This window comes from Lachnospiraceae bacterium JLR.KK002, assembly GCA_036941025.1.
Taxonomy (GTDB): Bacteria; Bacillota; Clostridia; order Lachnospirales; family Lachnospiraceae; genus Petralouisia.
The window spans coordinates 1,150,136-1,168,452 of record JAYMNP010000001.1; the positions used below are offsets into that span (position 1 = coordinate 1,150,136).

16 protein-coding genes are annotated in these 18,317 nt (G+C 48.9%); all 16 read left to right on the forward strand.

Annotation, left to right across the window (positions count from 1 at the left end; genetic code table 11):
* The first annotated feature begins 20 nt into the window (after positions 1–20).
* A complete protein-coding gene (locus tag VSQ32_05565; GenBank protein MEH2942335.1) occupies positions 21–1,157 on the forward strand; it encodes a DUF3048 domain-containing protein in 1,137 nt (378 codons plus the stop codon).
* Positions 1,158–1,227: 70 nt separating this feature from the next.
* Positions 1,228–2,886, forward strand: coding sequence for a polysaccharide biosynthesis protein (locus VSQ32_05570; GenBank protein MEH2942336.1), 1,659 nt, complete (start codon positions 1,228–1,230; stop codon positions 2,884–2,886).
* A 39-nt stretch (positions 2,887–2,925) separates the two neighbouring features.
* Positions 2,926–3,213: a hypothetical protein gene (locus VSQ32_05575; protein ID MEH2942337.1), complete on the forward strand. Its 288-nt coding sequence runs from the start codon at positions 2,926–2,928 to the stop codon at positions 3,211–3,213.
* Positions 3,214–3,244: 31 nt separating this feature from the next.
* A complete protein-coding gene (locus VSQ32_05580) occupies positions 3,245–3,676 on the forward strand; it encodes a hypothetical protein (GenBank protein ID MEH2942338.1) in 432 nt (143 codons plus the stop codon).
* Positions 3,677–3,687: 11 nt separating this feature from the next.
* Positions 3,688–4,497 (forward strand): hypothetical protein, encoded by an 810-nt coding sequence (locus tag VSQ32_05585; GenBank protein MEH2942339.1) that lies wholly within the window; start codon positions 3,688–3,690, stop codon positions 4,495–4,497.
* A 72-nt stretch (positions 4,498–4,569) separates the two neighbouring features.
* On the forward strand, positions 4,570–4,977 hold the full coding sequence (locus VSQ32_05590) for a hypothetical protein (GenBank protein MEH2942340.1): 408 nt from the start codon (positions 4,570–4,572) through the stop codon (positions 4,975–4,977).
* A gap of 134 nt (positions 4,978–5,111) precedes the next feature.
* On the forward strand, positions 5,112–6,401 hold the full coding sequence (locus VSQ32_05595; protein MEH2942341.1) for an NAD(P)/FAD-dependent oxidoreductase: 1,290 nt from the start codon (positions 5,112–5,114) through the stop codon (positions 6,399–6,401).
* Positions 6,398–8,008: an FAD-dependent oxidoreductase gene (locus VSQ32_05600; GenBank protein ID MEH2942342.1), complete on the forward strand. Its 1,611-nt coding sequence runs from the start codon at positions 6,398–6,400 to the stop codon at positions 8,006–8,008. Before VSQ32_05595 ends, VSQ32_05600 begins: the two co-directional genes overlap by 4 nt.
* 22 nt (positions 8,009–8,030) lie before the next feature.
* On the forward strand, positions 8,031–10,658 hold the full coding sequence (gene mutS / locus VSQ32_05605; GenBank protein ID MEH2942343.1) for a DNA mismatch repair protein MutS: 2,628 nt from the start codon (positions 8,031–8,033) through the stop codon (positions 10,656–10,658).
* Between the two features lie 57 nt (positions 10,659–10,715).
* Entirely contained in the window at positions 10,716–11,288 is a 573-nt protein-coding gene (locus VSQ32_05610) for a Uma2 family endonuclease (GenBank protein MEH2942344.1), read from the forward strand.
* Between the two features lie 17 nt (positions 11,289–11,305).
* Positions 11,306–13,345, forward strand: coding sequence for a DNA mismatch repair endonuclease MutL (mutL, locus tag VSQ32_05615; protein ID MEH2942345.1), 2,040 nt, complete (start codon positions 11,306–11,308; stop codon positions 13,343–13,345).
* Positions 13,345–14,289 carry a tRNA (adenosine(37)-N6)-dimethylallyltransferase MiaA gene (miaA, locus tag VSQ32_05620; GenBank protein MEH2942346.1) on the forward strand — a complete coding sequence of 315 codons (945 nt, stop codon included), beginning with the start codon at positions 13,345–13,347 and terminating at the stop codon, positions 14,287–14,289. Before mutL ends, miaA begins: the two co-directional genes overlap by 1 nt.
* A 26-nt stretch (positions 14,290–14,315) precedes the next feature.
* Positions 14,316–15,590, forward strand: a complete 1,275-nt coding sequence (locus VSQ32_05625) for a methionine gamma-lyase family protein (protein MEH2942347.1) — start codon at positions 14,316–14,318, stop codon at positions 15,588–15,590.
* Positions 15,591–15,697: 107 nt separating this feature from the next.
* Positions 15,698–16,390, forward strand: coding sequence for a DNA repair protein RadC (gene radC, locus VSQ32_05630; GenBank protein MEH2942348.1), 693 nt, complete (start codon positions 15,698–15,700; stop codon positions 16,388–16,390).
* A 16-nt stretch (positions 16,391–16,406) separates the two neighbouring features.
* Complete coding sequence (locus tag VSQ32_05635; protein ID MEH2942349.1) at positions 16,407–17,426, forward strand: rod shape-determining protein; 1,020 nt, start codon at positions 16,407–16,409, stop codon at positions 17,424–17,426.
* A gap of 14 nt (positions 17,427–17,440) precedes the next feature.
* On the forward strand, positions 17,441–18,313 hold the full coding sequence (gene mreC / locus VSQ32_05640; protein MEH2942350.1) for a rod shape-determining protein MreC: 873 nt from the start codon (positions 17,441–17,443) through the stop codon (positions 18,311–18,313).
* Positions 18,314–18,317 lie beyond the last annotated feature (4 nt).

The window sequence follows — 18,317 nt, forward strand, 5'->3', positions numbered from 1 at the left end:
AGAACCTGGAGGAATGAATCATGAAGAAACGTATGGTATGGCTGTTGCTGGCTGCAATGATATTGAGTATATCTGCCGGCTGCGGCAAGAAAGAAGAAGAACCTGTGGAAGAAGAGCCCGTGGTGGAAGAACCGGTGGAAAAGGGACCGGAAGAGGAGCCGGAGGAAGTGCCGGAAGCGCCTGCCACGCCGGAAGGGATGGCAAGGAGTTATCTGACCGGTGAATGGATTGACCAGGAACTGGCCGGGAAGCGTCCCCTCGCAGTGATGATTGGGAATACGTCCGATGCGTTGCCTCAGTACGGCATTTCATCTGCCGATGTCATCTATGAAGTTCCGGTGGAAGGCTCCTACACACGTCTGATGGCGATTTTCCAGGACTATTCCGGTCTGGAAAAAATCGGTTCCGTGCGGAGCTGCCGCCATTACTTTATCTATTTTGCAAGGGAATTTGACGCTATTTATACCCATTATGGACAGGCAGTCTATGCGGAGCCGGTTCTGGACAGAGAGGACGTACACAATTTAAGCGGTATGGATTCTTCCATTGAGACAATAATGTTCTACCGTGATACCAATCGGAAAGCGCCCCACAATGCATTTATCAGTGAGGAGGGAATCAATGCGGGTATTGAGAAAAAGGGATACCGCACCGAGCTTTCCGAGTCATACAGCGGACATTATCAGTTTGCGGAAGATGATGCGCCGGTTATGCTTACCGGAGAGGACGCCCTGGTAGTAAGTCCCGGATATTTTGTAAATAAGCCCTGGTTTGTATACAACAGCGAGGATGGCCTTTACTACCGTTATGAATTTAAAGACAAACAGATTGACGGTGCCACAGACAGCCAGCTTGCGGTAAAGAATATTCTGATTCAGTACTGTGACTGGTCCAAACTGGATGAGAACGGATACATGGATATCAATACCACATCAGGCGGAGAAGGAATCTACATCACCAACGGAAAAATGGAAAAGGTAACCTGGAGCAAAGACAACGAAGATTCTCCGGCCCGTTATTATAACGAATCCGGGGCTGAAATCACCCTGAATCAGGGAAAAACATGGGTTTGCATTGCCAGAAAAGACTATATGGACCGTTTCGGTGTCTATGCGACACAGGAGGAACTGTCAGCGGCAAGAGCCACAGAGCAGTAGTCACTGCCACAGGGGTGCAATCACACTGAAATGATACGCTGTAATGGAAGGGAAGTATTGAGGAAAGCATATGAGTAAAAAAAAGAAAAAAGAATCTAATTTTCTGGTACAGGGCTCTATTCTGGCAGTCGCTTCCATTATCAGCCGTATCATAGGACTGATTTACCGGATTCCGTTAAAATCCATTATCGGTGATATTGGAAATGACTACTATGGAACGGCTATGGAGATTTACAGTATTTTACTGCTGATATCTTCCTACAGCCTTCCCCTGGCCGTTTCCAAACTGGTTTCTACCAGAATGGCGAAGGGACAGCGGAAGAATGCGTACCGGATTTTCCGGGGTGCGCTGATTTTTGCTTTCGTGTCCGGGGCCGCTGCCGGCCTGATTGTCTATTTTGGGGCAGATTTCATTACGACTTATATTGTGCGGACGCCTTTGAGTATTTTTGCACTGAAAGTGCTGGCCCCCACCCTTTTTGTAGTGGCGGTGCTGGGGGTAGTCCGGGGATTTTTCCAGGGGATGGGTACCATGATGCCCAGTGCGGTTTCCCAGCTGATTGAACAGGTCATCAATGCGGTCGTCAGTGTCTGGAGCGCTTATATGCTGTTTCAGTACGGGACGAAAATCGGTGCGGTGCTGGGAAATCCCGCCACTTATGCGGAGGCATACGGAGCTGCCGGCGGAACCATAGGAACCGGAGCCGGAGCTCTTGCGGCTCTGCTGTTCACCATATTCGTATTTATGATTTACCGTCCGGTGTTCCGGAAGATGACGGAACGGGACCGGAGTAAAAATGTGGAGAGCTACGGCACCATATTTTATGTACTGATTATGACCATCATACCGGTACTGCTGAGCACCACCATTTACAATATTACGTCTTTTCTGGATTTGGGCGTATTCAAACAGATTGCGGCTTTTCAGGGATATAAGGCCAAAGATTACAGTACCATGTGGGGCGTTTATGTGGGAGAGTATAAGGTATTAATCAATGTGCCAATTGCCATAGCCTCTTCCGTATCGGCTTCCAGCGTTCCCAGCCTGTCCACGGCTTTTGCAGCAAAGGATATTCCCCAGGTAAAGCGGAAAGTGGCGTATTCCATCCGTTTTATTATGGTAATCGCCATCCCCTGTGCAGTGGGAATGGGCGTGCTGGCTTCCCCGATTCTGCAGCTTCTGTTCCATGACAGCCGGGAACTGCCTGCCAGAATGATGCAGATTGGCGCTGTTTCCATTGTATTTTATTCCCTGTCAACTCTGAGTAACGGTATTTTGCAGGGCATAAACCGAATGAATGTGCCGGTGAAAAATGCGCTGCTGGCGCTGTTTCTACATATTGGAATTCTGGCGGCTCTGATGTACGGGCTGGATTTGAATATTTACGCAGTGGTGTGGGCCAATACGTTTTTCTCTCTGCTGATGTGTATTCTGAATGGAATGGCAATCCGCAAATATCTGCGGTATCGACAGGAGATTGCGAGGACTTTCATTATTCCCGGGATTTCTGCGGCAGTGATGGGAGCTGCAGTTTACGGAAGCTATTATTTTATGATGAAAACCATAAAAATCAACGCTGTTTCAACGATTCTTTCTATTGTTGTGGGCGTATGCGTATATGGTACATTGCTGCTTCTTCTGCGGGGACTCCGTGAAAATGAGCTGCGCAGTTTCCCCATGGGAAATCTGATTATCCGGATTGCAAAAAAACTTCGTTTAATGTCATAAAGGAAAATGTCTTATTTTTCAATCAGGGAGCGTTGCAAAATGAAAACAACAAAAGATAATCCTTCCGTAACATCCCAATCCGGGAAGCGTCACCCTGTCCGGCAAAAACTTCTGTCATCGTTGCTCTGCGTCTGTCTGCTGCTGGTATCGCTGCCCATGGAATTTTACGGTTTTGAAGTACAGGCGGAAGAACCATGCAGGCAAATCCTGTCCTTTTCGGATTCGCCCCAGGAAATCATGCACCAGACCCCGGAACCGGGGGACGCCCCTGGAAAACCTGAACCTGCCGGAAATGCTGGAAGCAGTCTGCATTCTCCTGGAGAATGAGCCTGCCGTTTGGCCGGAAACTGGTTTTGAAATGCAGAAGACAGTCCGGGAACAGAAAATATCTGAGCCTCCGGAGCAGGCAACGGACGCCAGTACCAACCTGGAAGAAACTGTTATGATTGAAAGTATCACCTGGACCAGTGCTCTGTCTTTTGAGCCGGAGACAGAAGGCGTGTATATTTTTACTCCGGTTCTTCCGGAACAGTATGTGCCGGCGGAAGGACTGCCATTGCCTGAAATTCAGGTGACCGTAAAAAATGCGGAAGATTCCGAAGAAAAGGAAGAAAGCCGGGAACCGGCGGCTCAGGGAAAAAAAGCCAAATCGAAAACGCCGGAAGAACCGGAATATTCAGAAGAAATGGAGGATTATAACAGAGAATCCGGTGACCTGGAATCTCTGATTTCTCCTGTTTCTGATGAGATTGTCATTTCTCAGGATACTCCCTGGGTTTCCGACCTCTGAACAAAAATCTTGTGATTGAGAAAGGAGCCACCCTGACCCTCAATGGTACTCTGACTGTAAGCGGAAACGTCACAATTCGGGGGCAGGGTACCATTGCAAGAGGAAACACAGGCGCAGGGATTGTGGTAAACCGCAGCGCGTCCCTGACCATGCAGGAAATCACGCTGAACGGAAAAGGACTGGAAGCTCCCCTTGCCATGATAAGGGTCAGCGGGGCTCTTAAAATGGAAAAGGGCTGTACCATTCAGGACTGCCATACCAGAGGCCCTTCTGAGCCAGGTTCTATAAAAGGATATGGAGGGGCAGTTTACCTGTTCTGGACCTCCGGCGCAAAGGCAGAGCTTTTGGACTGTACCATTTCGGACTGTACGGCAAGCGAGGGAGGAGCGGCTTATTGCAGTAAAGACTGTACGCTGACCCTGGACAAAGGCTGCAGGATTGAAAACTGCCGGGCCGTAAAAGGCGAGGAGACAGAAACGTATCTGTTCGGGGGAACCTTCCAGGGGAATTCCTGCACCTCGGAGAAATATGGGGGAAGCGGCGGAGCTTTCCTCTCTTCAGAAGGCGTACCGGCGTATGAAACCCATTTTGAAATATCCGGCAATGTAACGTTCTGTGGGGATGAGACAAAACCAGGCATTGACAATATTTATCTGGATTCCAGAAATGAAATACCCCGGAAGATTATCGTCAGCAAACCTCTGAGTGAGCCGGTTACCGTTTACCTGGAAGGAGAGGAGCATTGTGTCATTGCAAAAGGCACGGAAAGCTGTTCCCTGACGGGGGCGTTCAGATTTCCGGCTACAAAGCACCCTTTTTGAAGAAAATATGTATTTTTCCGAAATGTATAAAATTCCAGAAACAGCAGATACTACCAGAAAAAGGAGATTGAAATGGAAAAGAAATGTAGTATCCGCCTGTTACTGTTTGGAATTATCCTGAGCGCTGCCTTAAGCCTCAGCGCCGGATTTTTTGCCGGAACACAAAAAAGCTGGAAAACCTATGAAGAACGCATTGTACTTTTGCAACGGCAGAATGAAACTCTGCTGGCACAGCAGAGCGCAGACAGGGAGGCGCAGCATCTTGCGGAAAGCCTGAAAATGGTGGAACCCTGGGCTTATATTCTGCTGGAAGAAGACGGTTATGTGGCAGTATACCGGGGAGACCGGGAAACCTTATTTTCCGCTACTGATATCCGTATGACAGATTTGCCGGAAGATTTGCAGCAGGAAATCCGGGAGGGAAAAGGGATTGAAACCGAGGCTCAGCTCTATAATTTTCTGGAAAGTTACTCCAGTTAGAGCCTTGAAACCTGTGATTCCCCGTGGTATAATTTGCCTTGAGGAGGGGCCCGGCAAGCCGGGAGGAGACCTGAAGGCTTGCCTTGAGGACCCGGCAGCCGGGAGGAGACTATCGGAGGTGACTATCCACATTCATGAACAGACAATTTGACATCATTATTGTGGGCGCCGGCGCGTCGGGGCTTGCCGCAGGAATCCACGGGGCAGAACATGGCGCGCAGGTTCTGATTCTGGAGCATATGGACAAGGCCGGGAAAAAACTTCTGGCCACGGGAAACGGAAAATGTAATTTTACCAATGAAAAGCAGGGGATTGCATATTACAGAGGCAAGGACCCTGCCTTTGTATTGCCTGTGCTGGAACAGTTCGGCCTGAAAGAAACTCTGGAATTTTTCCGGAAGCTGGGTATTTTGCCCAGAAACAAACGGGACGGTTATTACTATCCGGCCAGCGGGCAGGCCGCTTCCGTCCGGGAAGTGCTGCTGATAGAATGCCGGAGACGGAAGGTTGCCATTGCCTGCAATGTGGGAATCCGCTCCATTCAAAAGCAGGGGGGATTTTTTCTGTTCCGGACGAAACAGGGGGAATATCGAAGCAGAGCCTGTATCATTGCCACCGGAGGAAAAGCTGGCAGAAAAACGGGAAGCGACGGAAGCGGATTTCCATATATTATTGGATTTGGCCATAAATTGACAGATATTGTTCCTGCTCTTGTTCAATTGCAGGGAAAACAGTCATTTTTGAAAGAAATTGCAGGAATTCGTGCAGAATGTCTGACAGAACTTTACATAAATCATAAGAAAGCTGCGGAAGACCTGGGAGAACTGCAGTTTACGGAAACAGGGGTATCAGGAATCCCTGTATTTCAGATTAGCCGGTATGCTGCCTACGCTCTTCAGCAGGAAAAACAGGTAATGGTCAATCTGAATTTCCTGCCGGATTATTCGGAAAAACAGACAAAAGAACTGCTGCGGGAGCGTTTTTTTATCTATGGAGAGGGGAAAACGGCACAGGAAGCCCTGACAGGCCTGTTTCCTGCAAAACTCAACAGGGTGTTGCTGAAAGAAAGCGGTATCGGGCCGGATGAAAAAGCCTCCGGATGCGGGAAACAGAAGCTGGACCGCCTGGCCTTTTCCATCCGGCATCTCAGAGTAGATATTACCGGAACAAAAGGTTTTGACCAGGCTCAGGTGACAGCAGGCGGAGTGGATACCGGGGAAATTCATCCGGAAACCATGGAATCCAGACTGGTTCCCGGACTTTTTTTTGCGGGAGAAGTGATGGACGTGGACGGTATGTGCGGCGGTTACAATCTTCAGTGGGCATGGTCCAGCGGATATGCGGCGGGAAAATCCGCGGCAGAATACTGTAAAAGGAATACCCGGAACATAAATCGCAGGAAGCAGAACAGGGAGAAAGCATGATAAGAATTAAACAGTTAAAACTTCCCGTTTCCCATACGGAGGAAGAACTGATACGGAAAATCGCAAAACTGCTGAAAATCAGACCGGAGGCTGTGCAGGAATACCAAATCCGGAAGCAGTCTGTGGACGCCCGCAGGAAACATCAGGTATCTTACGTCTATACTCTGGATGTGGCGGTGCGGAAAGAATCTGCTGTTCTGCGCAGGGAAAAAAGCAGTCAGATTTCTCAGGCAGGAGATATTTCCTATGAATTTCCCATCAGCGGAACAGAGCCGCTGGCTCATCCTCCGGTGATTATCGGCAGCGGCCCGGCGGGGCTGTTCTGCGGCTGGCTGCTGGCCGGACATGGGTACGAGCCCATTATCCTGGAACGGGGCAGAAAGATGGAAGAACGGACCAGAGATGTGGAGCTGTTCTGGCAGGAAAACCGTCTGCAGCCGGAATCCAACGTACAGTTTGGTGAAGGCGGGGCCGGAACTTTTTCAGATGGCAAACTGAACACGCTGGTAAAAGATGTAAAGGGAAGAAATCAGGCGGTGCTGGATATTTTCATCCAAAACGGAGCGCCGGAATCCATTGGGTACCAGAATAAACCTCATATTGGCACAGATATTCTCAGGAAGGTAATTGTATCCATGCGCAGGCAGATAGAAGACTGGGGCGGCAGATTTCTCTTTGAAACATGCGTGACGGATTTTCAGTTTCACCGGGACAGGCTTACTTCTCTGGAGTGTATGAGAGAAGGAGAGAAATTTTTTCTGGAGACAGAACTTGCGGTACTGGCCATTGGCCACAGCGCCAGAGATACCTTTGAAGTGCTGCAGCGCCGGGGATTTCAGATGGAAGCCAAATCTTTTGCCGTAGGGCTTCGGGCAGAGCATCCCCAGTCCGCAATCAATGAAATCCAGTATGGGGCCGAAGCAGCAAAGATTTTGCCTGCCGCTTCCTACAAACTTACGGCCAGTCTGGAAAACGGCAGAGGAGTGTATTCTTTCTGCATGTGCCCCGGCGGTTATGTGGTAAATGCTTCTTCCGAGTCAGGGAGGATTGCAGTCAACGGTATGAGCTACAGCGGCCGGAGCGGAGAAAATGCCAACAGCGCCGTCATTGTGACGGTAACGCCGGAGGATTTCCCGAACCAGGGGCCTCTGAGCGGAGTGGAATTCCAGCGCAGGCTGGAGGAAACAGCATACCATCTGGGCAGCGGTGCGGTGCCTCAGCAGTTATTCGGTGATTTTGAGAAGGGGAACATATCTGCCTCTTACGGAGAATTTCCTTCGGCCATAAAAGGACATCATGATTTCGGCCCCCTTCATCAGCTTTTCCCGGAAGCACTGAAGGATTCTTTCTGTGCAGGATTTCATCAGTTTGCATCATATATTCCGGGATTTGACCGGAAAGACGCCATTTTGTCCGGAGTGGAAAGCAGAACTTCTTCTCCGGTAAGAATTACGAGAAATGAAGGATTTGAGAGCAATAAACAGGGGGTATATCCCTGCGGAGAAGGGGCAGGATATGCAGGAGGCATTATGTCCGCCGCCATGGATGGGATGAAGGTTGCGGAGGCCATCGCCCGCAAATACAGAAGAAAAGCAGGAGGGAAGTAGTAACGTGTCAGAATTTACACCAATGATGCAGCAATATATGGAAACAAAAAAGGATTATCCGGACTGTATCCTGTTCTACCGGCTGGGTGATTTCTATGAGATGTTCTTTGAGGACGCCAAAACCGCCTCGAAGGAGCTGGAAATTACACTGACCGGGAAAAACTGCGGACAGGAGGAGAAGGCGCCCATGTGCGGCGTGCCCTACCATTCCGTGGAAAGCTATCTGAACAAGCTGGTATCCAAAGGGTACAAGGTGGCCATCTGTGAACAGGTGGAAGACCCGAAAATGTCCAGAGGTCTGGTGCGCCGGGAAGTGGTGCGGATTGTCACACCGGGAACCAATCTGGATACCCAGGCACTGGATGAGACCAAAAATAATTATATTATGTGTATTGTATACATGGAAGACCGCTACGGTGTCTCCATTGCGGATGTTACCACCGGAGATTATTATGTAACGGAGGTGGACCAGGAGCAGAAACTGCTGGATGAAATACATAAATTTGTGCCCTCGGAAATTATCTGCAACGAAGCATTTTACATGACGGGGATGGATTTTGAGGACTTAAAACAGAGGCTGGGCATTGCAGTTTATGATCTGGATTCCTGGTATTTCAGCGATGAAACTGCCAGAACCACGCTGCTGGAACATTTTAAAATGTCGGATATTCAGGGACTGGGTATTAAGGATTATGAGTGCGGAACCATTGCTGCGGGAGCTCTGCTTAAATATTTGTACGAAACCCAGAAAAATAATCTGGCCAATATGACTTCCCTGCAGTTATACATTACCGGAAAATATATGATTATTGACAGTTCTACCAGAAGGAATCTGGAGCTGGTGGAGACGCTGCGGGAAAAGCAGAAACGCGGTTCTCTGCTGTGGGTGCTGGATAAGACAAAAACGGCCATGGGGGCCAGAATGCTCCGCAAATACGTGGAACAGCCTCTGATTGACAGAAAGGAAATGGAACGCCGGCTGGATGCAGTGGAAGATTTTAACCGAAATGCCATGGTGCGGGAAGAAATCCGGGAATATCTGAATCCCATTTATGATCTGGAGCGGTTAATCAGCCGGGTCACCTATCAGACTGCTAATCCGCGGGATTTAACAGCCTTTAAGACTTCGCTGGAAATGCTGCCCCATATCCAGGTGCTGCTCCGGGAATTTCAGGCGCCTCTGCTTCAGGAAATCTGCTCAGAACTGGATAATCTGGAGGATATTTACCAGCTTATTGAATCTTCCATTCTGGACGACCCGCCCATTTCCATCCGGGACGGAGGTATTATCAAAGAGAAATATGATGAAGAAATTGATAAGCTGCGCCAGGCCAAGACGGAAGGCAAGACCTGGCTCATGGAGCTGGAAACCAGGGAGCGTGAGAAGACAGGCATCCGGAATCTCCGGATTAAATACAATAAGATTTTTGGCTATTATCTGGAAGTTACCAATTCCTATCAGAATCTGGTGCCCGATTATTATACCAGAAAACAGACTCTGGCCAATGCGGAGCGCTATATTACTGCAGAACTGAAAGAACTGGAAGACATTATTTTAGGGGCGGAAGACAAGCTGGTGACCCTGGAATATGAAATGTTCCGAACCATCCGTGACAAAATTGCCGGGGAGGTGCTGCGGATTCAGCAGACGGCCAGGGCGGTGGCGAAAACAGACGTGCTGGCTTCTCTTTCTCTGGTGGCGGAGCGAAATCATTACTGCCGTCCATCCATCAATGAAAATGGTGTAATAGATATTAAAAACGGCCGCCATCCGGTGGTGGAACAGATGATAAACAACGATATGTTTATCGCAAATGATACTTATCTGGATAACAGCAAAAAGCGCATTTCCATTATTACCGGCCCAAATATGGCGGGTAAATCCACGTATATGCGTCAGACAGCGCTGATTGTGCTGATGGCTCAGATTGGCAGCTTTGTTCCGGCGGAACATGCCAGAATCGGAATTGTGGACCGAATCTTCACCAGAGTGGGCGCTTCCGACGATCTGGCCAGCGGTCAGAGCACCTTTATGGTGGAAATGACAGAGGTGGCCAATATCCTGAGAAATGCCACCAGTAAAAGCCTTCTGGTACTGGATGAAATCGGCAGAGGAACCAGTACCTTTGACGGGCTGAGCATTGCATGGGCGGTGGTGGAGCATATCAGCAATCCGAAACTGCTGGGAGCCAGAACGCTCTTTGCCACCCATTACCATGAGCTGACAGAGCTGGAAGGGAAACTGAACAATGTCAATAACTACTGTATTGCAGTAAAGGAACAGGGAGACGACGTGGTGTTCCTGCGGAAAATTGTTCCCGGCGGAGCCGATAAAAGTTACGGAATCCAGGTGGCAAAACTGGCCGGTGTACCGGAAAGCGTCATTGAGCGGGCGAGAGCCATTTCCGAGGAATTAAGCGCCCATGACATTGCGGAACTCACCGGTTCCATTATTACGGAACGGAGCGTACACCGGAAAAAGCCGGAAAAACTGGATGAAGTGGATTTGACACAGATGTCTCTCTTTGATACAGTAAAAGACGATGATATTATACAGGAGCTGACAGAACTGGATTTGGGGAATCTGACCCCTATTGACGCCCTGAACAAGCTGTATCAGCTTCAGAATAAAATCAAAAACCGCTGGTAGTTTACATAATATACTTATGTAAACTAAAGAAAAATAGAGATAAAAGGAGGAAGCACTATGGCATTGCCTGCAGAAAAAAACTGCTGCACACTTGCAGATTATCTCGCCTGGCCGGGGACAGAACGGGTGGAACTGTTAGAAGGAGAAGCTGTTCTGATGGCTCCGCCTGCCCGTGTTCATCAGGAAATCAGCGGCGAACTGTTTCGGCAGCTCGCGAACTTTCTGGAAGGAAAAAAGTGCAGGGTCTACACGGCTCCTTTTGCTGTCCGTCTGTTTGAAGGAAAGGATGACAGACCGGAGGATGTAAAAACCGTAGTGGAGCCGGATATCACTGTGGTGTGTGACGGGAACCGGCTGGATAAATACGGCTGTAAAGGGGCGCCGGATCTGGTGATGGAAATCCTGTCTCCCTCTACCCGAAGGCAGGATCGGCTGGTAAAACTGAATCTGTACCAGCAGGCCGGCGTACCGGAATACTGGATTGTAAATCCGGAGGACAAAACCGTTCAGGTAATGCTTTCAGACAACGGAATACTGAGGCTTCATGAAGATTACGGACAGAATGATGTGGCCAAAGTCAATGTTCTGGACGGTTGCTTTATAGAACTCCATAAAGTATTTGCAGAATGATAAACAAAGGAGCAATCATGCCCAAAATAGAAGTTTTAGACCAGCAGACTATTGATAAAATTGCAGCCGGAGAAGTGGTGGAACGCCCTTCTTCCGTGGTAAAAGAACTGGTGGAAAACGCCATTGACGCCGGAGCCAGCGCTGTTACTGTGGAAATCAAAGAAGGAGGCATTTCCTTTATCCGCATTACAGACAATGGATGCGGTATTGAAAAAGACCAGGTGAGCCTTGCATTTATGCGCCATTCCACCAGTAAAATCCGGGATGTGGAGGATTTGCTCACCGTATCTTCCCTGGGATTTCGGGGCGAGGCCCTGTCCAGCATCGCAGCGGTGTCTCAGGTGGAACTGATTACTAAAACCTTTTCCGGTCTGAGCGGTGTGCGCTATGTGACAGAAGGGGGAAAAGAGAAGTCTCTGGAAGAAATCGGAGCGCCGGAAGGCACCACGTTTCTGGTACGCAATCTCTTTTATAATACCCCTGCCCGCAGAAAGTTTCTGAAAACGCCCCACACAGAAGCAGGCTATATCGGAGATCTGATGGAGCGGCTGGCCTTGTCCCATCCGGAAATTTCTTTCAAGCTGATAGTGAATAACCAGCCGAAGCTCCATACCTCCGGCAATTCCAGTCTGAAAGAAATTATTTACCATATCTATGGTCGGGAGATTGCCTCCAATCTCATTGAGATACACGGGGAAAATGAGATGATTTCCGTGAACGGATATATCGGAAAACCCCTGATATCCAGAGGAAACCGGAATTTTGAAAATTATTTTATCAACGGAAGATATATCAGAAGCAGCCTGATTGCCCGAAGTATTGAGGAAGCCTATCAGTCCTTTGTAATGCAGCATAAATATCCCTTTACGGTTCTTCAGATTTCCGTAAAAGGAAATCTTCTGGATGTAAATGTCCATCCTTCCAAAATGGAACTGCGGTTCCGGGAAGGGGAGGCTATTTACCGGTTTCTGACTGACTTGCTCCGGGATACCATCAATCAGAGCGAGCTGGTGTATCAGGTGAGCCTTGAACAGGAGCGGGAGGAAAAAGCCCGCCGGGAACAGGAGAAACAGAAATATCTTCAGTCCGGCCGGAAAGGGCCGGAGCCTTTTGAGACGAAACGCCTGGAGGCTGTGAAACGCGCCATCCAAAAAGACAGCCCCTATGAGGCGAAATACCAGAACCGGGACACAGGAGATTCAAGGCCGGAACAGGTGCAGGAACCGGTGATTTTTCCACAGACGCAGACGCAGGAAACGGCGGCTGCAAAACCACCGGAGCAGGTACGGAAAGCAGCTTCCCCCTTTATACAGAAGGAAGAACAGGAAGAAACAACAGCAGTTTTGCCAGAACAGACAGAAGAGCCGGTTGCAGTACCTTCCGGACAGGAGCAGACAGAAGAACCGGCTGCGGTACCTTCCGGACAGGAGCAGACAGAAGAACCGGTCAGGGCGCGTAAGCTGCTGGACTTTTCCTCCGAAAAAGAACACAGAATCATCGGACAGCTCTTTGATACTTACTGGCTGGTGGAGTTTGACAGCCAGCTCTATATTATCGACCAGCACGCCGCTCACGAAAAGGTGCTGTATGAGCGTATGCTGGCTTCACTGGAAACCAGGGATTTTACCTCTCAGGCCATGTATCCGCCGGTGCTCCTCACATTGAATATGCAGGAGGAGTCCCTTCTGAAAAAATATATTGGCTATTTTCAGAAGCTGGGCTATGAAATCGAACATTTCGGCGGGAAGGAATATGCTGTGACAGCCCTTCCGGCCAATCTGTTCAATCTGAACGGGAAAGAACTGATGATAGAGATTCTGGACAGTCTGGCCGGATTTCAGGGAAAGGAAACGCCCCGGATGATTACGGAAAAGATTGCTTCCATGTCCTGCAAAGGAGCTGTAAAAGGCAATCAGAAGCTGTCAGAGGAAGAAATGAGGGCGCTGATTGGAGAACTGCTGACACTGGAAAATCCCTATCACTGTCCTCACGGAAGACCTACCATTATCTCCATGTCAAAGCATGAACTGGAAAAGAAATTTAAACGGGTGTTGTAATGAAAAATCCATTGATTATATTAACGGGCCCTACTGCAGTGGGAAAAACAGATTTGTCCATTGCCCTGGCTCATCAGATCGGCGGTTCTGTGATTTCCGCCGATTCCATGCAGGTATACCGCCATATGGACATTGGTTCCGCCAAAATCAGGAAAGAAGAAATGCAGGGAATTCCCCACTATCTGGTGGATATTCTGGAGCCGGACGAGGAATTTCATGTGGTGCGGTTTCAGGAATATGCCAGGCAGTGTATGGAGGAAATTCAGGCAGAAGGAAGACTGCCCATTGTGGTGGGAGGCACGGGATTTTATATTCAGGCACTGCTGTATGACATTGATTTCAGCCAGGAGCCGGAGGACAGAAATTACCGCAGCAGGCTGGAGCAGACAGCCAGGGAACAGGGTGGCCATGTGCTTCATGAAATGCTGGCCCAGGTGGATGCAGAATCCGCCCAGGCCATTCATGAAAACAACGTGAAACGCGTCATTCGGGCGCTGGAATTTTATCATCTGTCCGGAAAAAAGATATCAGAGCACAACGAAGAGGAACGCCGGCGCAAATCCCCGTATCAGTTTTGCTATTTCGTCTTAAATGATGAGAGGGAAAGACTTTACCGGCGGATAGAACAGCGGGTGGACCTTATGCTGGAAGAAGGGCTGGTGGAAGAAGTACAAAATCTGCAAAAGATGGGATACAATAAACATATGGTATCCATGCAGGGCCTGGGCTATAAAGAAATCCTGGATTATCTGGAAGGGGACTGCACGCTGGAAGAAGCCGTATACCGCATCAAACGGGATACAAGGCATTTTGCCAAACGCCAGCTCACCTGGTTTCGGCGGGAGCGTCAGGTTACCTGGATTCAGAAACAGGAGTTTGACTATGATAATGATAAAATTTTAACATTTATGACACAAGAACTGAAAAAGAAACAGATTATTTAAGTGTTCCGGCAGAAAGAGAGGAAGTTATGGAAGCCATCTATCAGAAACTGGGGATTGACGAAAAAGTTTTTCTCTATGGCCAGAAGTTTGAACGGGAATTAAAAGAACGGTTTGAAGAAATTGACAGGGCGGCCGAATATAACCAGTTAAAGGTGATTCATGCCATGCAAAGCCACAGAGTAAGCGCAGAATGCTTTATGGGAAGCAGCGGTTACGGGTATAATGATATGGGAAGGGATACTCTGGAAGAAGTCTATGCCACATGTTTTCACGGAGAGGCCGCACTGGTGCGTCCCCAGATTACCTGCGGCACCCATGCGCTGGCCCTTGCGCTGATGTCCAATCTGCGTCCCGGAGATGAAATCCTCTCCCCGGTGGGGAAACCCTACGATACCCTGGAGGAAGTCATCGGAATCCGCCCTTCCGCAGGCTCGCTGGCGGAGTACGGAATCACTTACCGGCAGGTGGATTTACTTCCGGACGGAGCCTTTGACCTGGATGGAATCCGGGAAGCCCTGAATGAAAAGACCAGACTGGTTACCATTCAGCGTTCCAAAGGTTATCAGACCAGACCCACCTTGTCGGTGGAACGAATCGGGGAACTGATTTCTTTTGTAAAAAAAATCAGACCGGACGTTCTGTGCATGGTGGATAACTGTTACGGGGAATTTGTGGAGCGAAGAGAACCTCTGGAAGTGGGAGCGGATATGATCGTGGGCTCTCTGATTAAAAATCCCGGCGGCGGTCTGGCGCCCATCGGCGGCTATATTGTTGGGAAAAAAGCGTGTGTGGACAATGCCGCTTACCGGCTGACCTCTCCGGGCCTTGGCAAAGAAGTAGGCGCTTCCCTGGGCGTGATTCAGTCTTTTTATCAGGGTCTGTTTCTGGCGCCCACGGTGACAGCCTCAGCCTTAAAAAGCGCCGTTTTTGCCGCTAATATATACGAAAGTCTGGGATTTCCGGTGATTCCCGACAGCAGGGAAAGCCGCCATGATATTATTCAGGCAGTTACCTTAAAATCTCCGGAAGGGCTGATTGCATTCTGCAAAGGCATCCAGGCGGCGGCTCCGGTGGACAGCCATGTGACGCCAGAACCCTGGGCCATGCCGGGGTATGACGACGAGGTGATTATGGCGGCAGGAGCATTCGTGCAGGGTTCCTCCATTGAGCTCAGCGCAGACGGGCCTCTGCGGGAGCCTTATACGGCCTATTTTCAGGGAGGTCTTACCTGGTATCACGGAAAACTGGGTATTTTAATGTCCCTGCAGAAACTCTGTGAGGCAGGACTGGTAAAATTATGATTTATTTTATGAAGTTTTAACAATATATTAGTATACATGGGTGCCCTTTTGTGCTAAAATAAAATGTAAAACTTTTTCCCCCTGTCTGAGAGAGGGAAAGGAAGAATATGAATACACATATTACCATGAAAGAAATGCCGGAATCCGAGCGGCCGCTGGAGAAATGTTTCCGTTATGGAGCGCAGGCGCTGTCTGATGCAGAATTACTGGCAGTGATTTTGAAAAGCGGTACGAAAAATATGACCGCATTGCAGCTTGCCCAGTTGTTTCTGGCCCGTAAAGAAAGAAATCTCCTGAATCTGAACAGTATGCAGATAGAGGAAATGCAGGAAATTCCGGGAATCGGACAGGTGAAGGCGGCTCAGTTAAAATGTGTGGCCGAGCTTGCCGGGCGCATTGCCAGAACCAGCAGGCTGAAAAGTGTGAGGCTGAGCGAACCGGCCAGCATTGCGGCCTATTATATGGAGTCCCTCCGGCATGAAACAAAGGAAAAACTGTTATTGGCCATGTTTGACGCCAGAAGCAATCTTCTGGGGGATGAGATTATTTCGGTAGGTACCGTGACCTGTTCACTGGTATCTCCGAGGGAGATCTTTCTGAAAGCGCTGGAATACCGGGCGGTGCACATTGTTCTGCTCCACAACCATCCCAGCGGGGACCCGGAACCGGGCGATGCGGACATCAGTGTAACCCGGCGGGTACAGGAGAGCGGAAGCCTTCTGGGGATTGCCCTTGCGGATCATATCATCATTGGTGATAACAGATATATAAGCCTGAGAGAAAATGGCCTGTTAGGCTGAGGAAAGGAACGTAATTATGTCAGCAAATGTTTATGGAATTGATCTGGGTACCTACAATCTGAAAATATTCTGTAAGGGAACCGGTAAGGTGATCAATGAGAAAAATACCATTGCCATAGTGAACAAGAACCAGTTATATGCATTCGGCGACGATGCATACGCCATGTATGAGAAAGCACCGGATTCCATTCAGGTATCATTTCCGGTGGTGAACGGCGTGATTGCAGATTATAACAATATGCAGACCATGATTGGCGAGGTACTGGACAAGCATGTGAAGAACCATATCAAAGGAGCGGAATTTATCGTGGCTGTGCCCACGGATATTACGGAAGTGGAGAAGAAGGCCTTTTTTGACCTGTTTTACAAGAGCAGATTCAAGCCCAAAAGCGTGCTTCTCTGTGAAAAACCCATTGCGGATGCAGTGGGCCTGGAACTGGATGTAAGTTCCCCCACCGGATTTATGATTGTAAATATCGGTGCGGATACCACGGAGATTTCCGTAATTTCTCTGGGCGGCCTGGTGCTGAGCGATCTCCTTTTATTTGGCGGAAAACGTATTGACGAATCCATTATTAACCATCTGAAACGGAATTTCAGCCTGGTGATTGGACAGAAGACAGCCATGTATTTAAAAGAGACTCTGGGCTGTGCCCTGCCGGAGGAAGAAGAACAGAGCGCGGTGATTGTGGGACGGGACGTGGTGAGCGGACTGCCCATAGAGATGGAGGTATCCTCCTCTGTCATTTATGAGGCCATTAAGGACAACCTGAATTCCATCTGCAACTCCATTAAGATGATTCTGGAGAAAACGCCGCCGGAGCTTGCGCGGGATATTATTCATTCCGGTATTTATATTACCGGAGGATCTTCCAAAATCAAACGTCTGGACGAGCTGTTTACCCAGATTACCAATATTCAGGTAAATACCTGCGAACTGCCGGAAGAAAGCGCCGTACGGGGGCTGAATAAGATTGTTTCCGAAGAAAAGCTGCGGAAACTGGCCTTTAGCATGAAGACCAGAATTTATAAATAAAGGTGTAATTATTTATGAGACGTAAATTAACAAAACATTCGATTCCAACCAAATATACACTGCTGATACTCACATGCGTCTGTGTGATTGTCATGTTTGTGAGTTTTACCCTGAATCTGTCCGGGGGCCCTCTGAACACGGTAGCGGGGTATGTATTTGTACCCATGCAGAAAGGAATCAACTCCATCGGCACCTGGTTTGTGTCCAGAGCGGATGATTTGAAATCCCTGCGTGATGTGATGCAGGAAAACAGAGAGCTGCAGGAACAGGTGGACCAGCTTACCCAGGAACTGAATACCATAAAGCTGGAGCAGTATGAGCTGGACAACCTCCGGGAACTGATGGATCTGGACCAGAAATACCCCAGCTACGAAAAGGTAGCGGCCAGAGTCATCGGTGTTGACGGGGGGAACTGGTTTAATATTTTTCTGATTGACAAGGGCACCAGGGACGGCATTGAAAAGGACATGAACGTGATTGCCGGAAGCGGGCTGGTTGGAATTGTCATTGACACAGGGCCCAACTATGCCAAGGTTCGTTCTATTATCGACGACGCCAGCAATGTGAGCGGTATGGCCCTGTCAACGGCAGACCGGTGTATCATCAACGGAAACCTGGCCTCCATGAATGAAAATCAGGTCATTGAGTTTTCGGATTTGAAATGCGACGACGATACGGTGGCGACAGGAGAACAGATTGTAACCTCCCACATCAGCGACAAATATCTGGAAGGGATTCTGATAGGTTATGTCAGCACCATTGAGCGGGATTCCAACAATCTGACTTATTCCGGCACCATTACGCCGGCCGTGGATTTTCAGCATTTACAGGAAGTGCTGGTGATTCTGGATAAGAAAAATATCCAAAAGGACCAGGAGGAGTCGTGACATG